This window comes from Paraburkholderia sp. (assembly GCF_036488505.1).
GTDB lineage: Bacteria > Pseudomonadota > Gammaproteobacteria > Burkholderiales > Burkholderiaceae > Paraburkholderia.
In genome coordinates this window covers 1-2,393 of the sequence record NZ_DASXHN010000477.1, presented here as the reverse complement: position 1 = coordinate 2,393, position 2,393 = coordinate 1, and the positions used below count along the sequence as shown (strand labels likewise).

The following is a 2,393-nucleotide window of genomic DNA, read 5'->3' as shown; positions in this document are numbered from 1 at the left end:
CGAGCACCGAGCGCCTGCAATGCAAGCGTGGTTCGACACGATGAGGCAGGCCGCGCGGTGACCACGCTCTTTGAACCGGAGGCGACGCGGCAAAGCCCGCTTCGTCGAAATAGACCAGGCGTACTGCGTCGGCGCGAGCGGCACATTGCAGTTTTTCCAGGATGGCTGATTTCATCTCAAAGTCTTCCTGGTTGCGCTTTTTTTGAGCGAGAAACGGTTGCGCTTAAAGGAGAAGCCTTCCCGCCGAAGGGCGACCGACAAGGTTTCCAGCGCACACGGCATCGGCTCTCCATGCAAGGCTTCGATCCGCTTCGCGATTTGTCCGAGCGTCATGGACTCCGTGCGCGCAACCTCCGTCGCGGTGGCCAGCATGCCTTCGGACAACGCGCGGGGACGACCGCCTTTGTGGCCCGTCAGCAAGCCGCAAACCCCTTGCTCACGCCACGCATGCGCCCAGTTGTAGACCGATTGGCCGCTCACGCCAAGCTTGGAGGCAATCTCGGTCAGCTTGACCCCGCGTCCGAGCAACAGCACGCCTGCGGCCCGGGTGCGAGCGTCGCGATGTTTGTGATTCACGGACAGCTGTTGCAACGTCTGATCCTCGGCTTCGGTCAGTTCTACGACACACTTCATCGGTACCCCGGCGTAATGACGACGCCGAAAGTTAACAAAATTCAAACGCGTTTACCAGCAACACTTATCCACCTCGTAGCCCGCCGCGCGTATATCCTGCACTTGGTTGCTGGTGTTTTGGTCGGTGGTGCTGACGCGGCAATAGGCGAAGACTCGGCTCATGGCAACGTCCCTAGAAGTCGCTGAGATTGCGGGGGCGGACCTGCCCGTGCGCGTCAAATTCGCTGAGGTGATGGCCTGTGATGTGGCGGTACTCTGGATAGCTGTAAAAGCCGTCTATTCTGGCGTAGGCGTCTAGTGCGTCTTGCCACGTGCGCGCGGGGATCGGCGTGGACTTCCCAGCGTCATCCCTCACCGTAAATACCTGCGGCTTGTCGTGTGGTTGCGCGGTGTTCATATTCCGCTCCATCGGCGTATGAAAACGCAAATCCATTTTAGTACATGTACGGAATGGCGCAATGCTAGTTTCCGCACGTATTTTCGCGGCTTTCTGGCGGGCGTCTGCAATCGAACGATTTCGGCACGCGCCGCAGCGTGTTTACAGTCACGGCGACCACGGCAGGCATCTAACAACCCTCAACGACAACGAGCACTCAAAGTTTTTAGATGCGGACGTTCGGTGCCGCCGCTTCAATGCCCGCTTCCGGTAAGACGCCCGGGCAATACCCGCCTTGTTCTACTCTCACCAGGCCCACCGTACTTCGGCGCGGGTCACAGGCGCGGTAGCATCCTGTGCAAAAGAGATGGCTTCAGCCGTATAGCGCAATGACGGAAACGATGTCTGCGCTCGCGTGAGCATCAGAGTCCCGCCGGTCACAACGAGTTCGCATGTCCGGTTTCGTGGACTAGCGCAACTCGAGCCACAGTGGCTGATGATCGGACGAGCGGCTATTCTGGTCCACGTCGCAACCCGCGATTCGGGGCATCAGATCCTCGGTGACAAAAACAAAATCGCATGCGAACGGTCCGTCAGGCCATTGCTCGTGATCGTACAGACCAACCGTCGCGGCGCGGGGGGCGTTCGGGTGCGCGCAGGCCCAAGCGTCAGCGAACGCAGGCGCGCCAGGAGCCGGCTCGAGCATCCTGCAATATGCAGAATCTTCGAACGCGCTGTTGAAATCACCGCATACGATAGCGCTCGTCGGGCGTGCAGTGTCGGCGAACGGACTGTCCGGTTTTTCCGCTTTTGCCGGACGACGGGAATGGTCGCATGCCTCCTTGTGCAATTCGTGCAACCTCGTCACTTGTGCCAGTCGTTGTGCCTCGGAGTAGAACTCAAGATGTGTGCTGATGACACGCAGCGGGCCGACATCGGTTTCGATCACCGCTTCGAGTGCGACACGCAGCATCGACGGCTTGGCAGGGTCGGCCGGCCAGGGCAGCGAATGACGCAGCACCTGCCTGACAGGCAGTTGGCTCACGATTGCATTGCCGAAGTGACGCCGCTGTCGCGCGGCCCCGACAGGCGGAAGATCGGACCCGATCGCATCGAGCACGGTCGCCCCCGGCAGCAATGCGGCAAGCTCGGCGAACTGATCGGTAGACGGGCCGCCTGCCAATCCGCCCTCCGCCGGTTCCTCATGAAAGCCGCGAGTGACTTCCTGGAGGCAAAGGATGTCGAAATCGCACAGCGTCCTTGCCTCGTGCACGATGCGAGCGAGGTCGACGCGGCCATCCACACCGCGTCCCCACTGGATGTTCCAGTCAACGAGACGCATGACGATCTCCTTCGAAAGCCATGTCGTAGTTTACCGCCGCGC

Annotated in this window: 3 protein-coding genes; all 3 read right to left on the bottom strand. The window is 60.4% G+C overall.

The window, feature by feature from the left end; all coding sequences use genetic code 11:
* Positions 1 to 171 precede the first annotated feature (171 nt).
* Positions 172 to 678, bottom strand: a complete 507-nt coding sequence (locus tag VGH68_RS27450; RefSeq protein ID WP_331606870.1) for a helix-turn-helix domain-containing protein — start codon at positions 676 to 678, stop codon at positions 172 to 174.
* 127 nt (positions 679 to 805) lie between these two features.
* Positions 806 to 1,030 carry a hypothetical protein gene (locus VGH68_RS27440; RefSeq protein WP_331606869.1) on the bottom strand — a complete coding sequence of 75 codons (225 nt, stop codon included), beginning with the start codon at positions 1,028 to 1,030 and terminating at the stop codon, positions 806 to 808.
* A gap of 448 nt (positions 1,031 to 1,478) precedes the next feature.
* Entirely contained in the window at positions 1,479 to 2,351 is an 873-nt protein-coding gene (locus tag VGH68_RS27435) for an endonuclease/exonuclease/phosphatase family protein (RefSeq protein ID WP_331606868.1), read from the bottom strand.
* Positions 2,352 to 2,393: the final 42 nt, after the last annotated feature.

What these genes read in the sequence shown, in the direction of transcription:
- VGH68_RS27440 (WP_331606869.1), bottom strand. Translation starts at nt 1,030, where the DNA reads ATGAACACCGCGCAACCACACGACAAGCCGCAGGTATTTACGGTGAGG.
- VGH68_RS27435 (WP_331606868.1), bottom strand. Translation starts at nt 2,351, where the DNA reads ATGCGTCTCGTTGACTGGAACATCCAGTGGGGACGCGGTGTGGATGGC.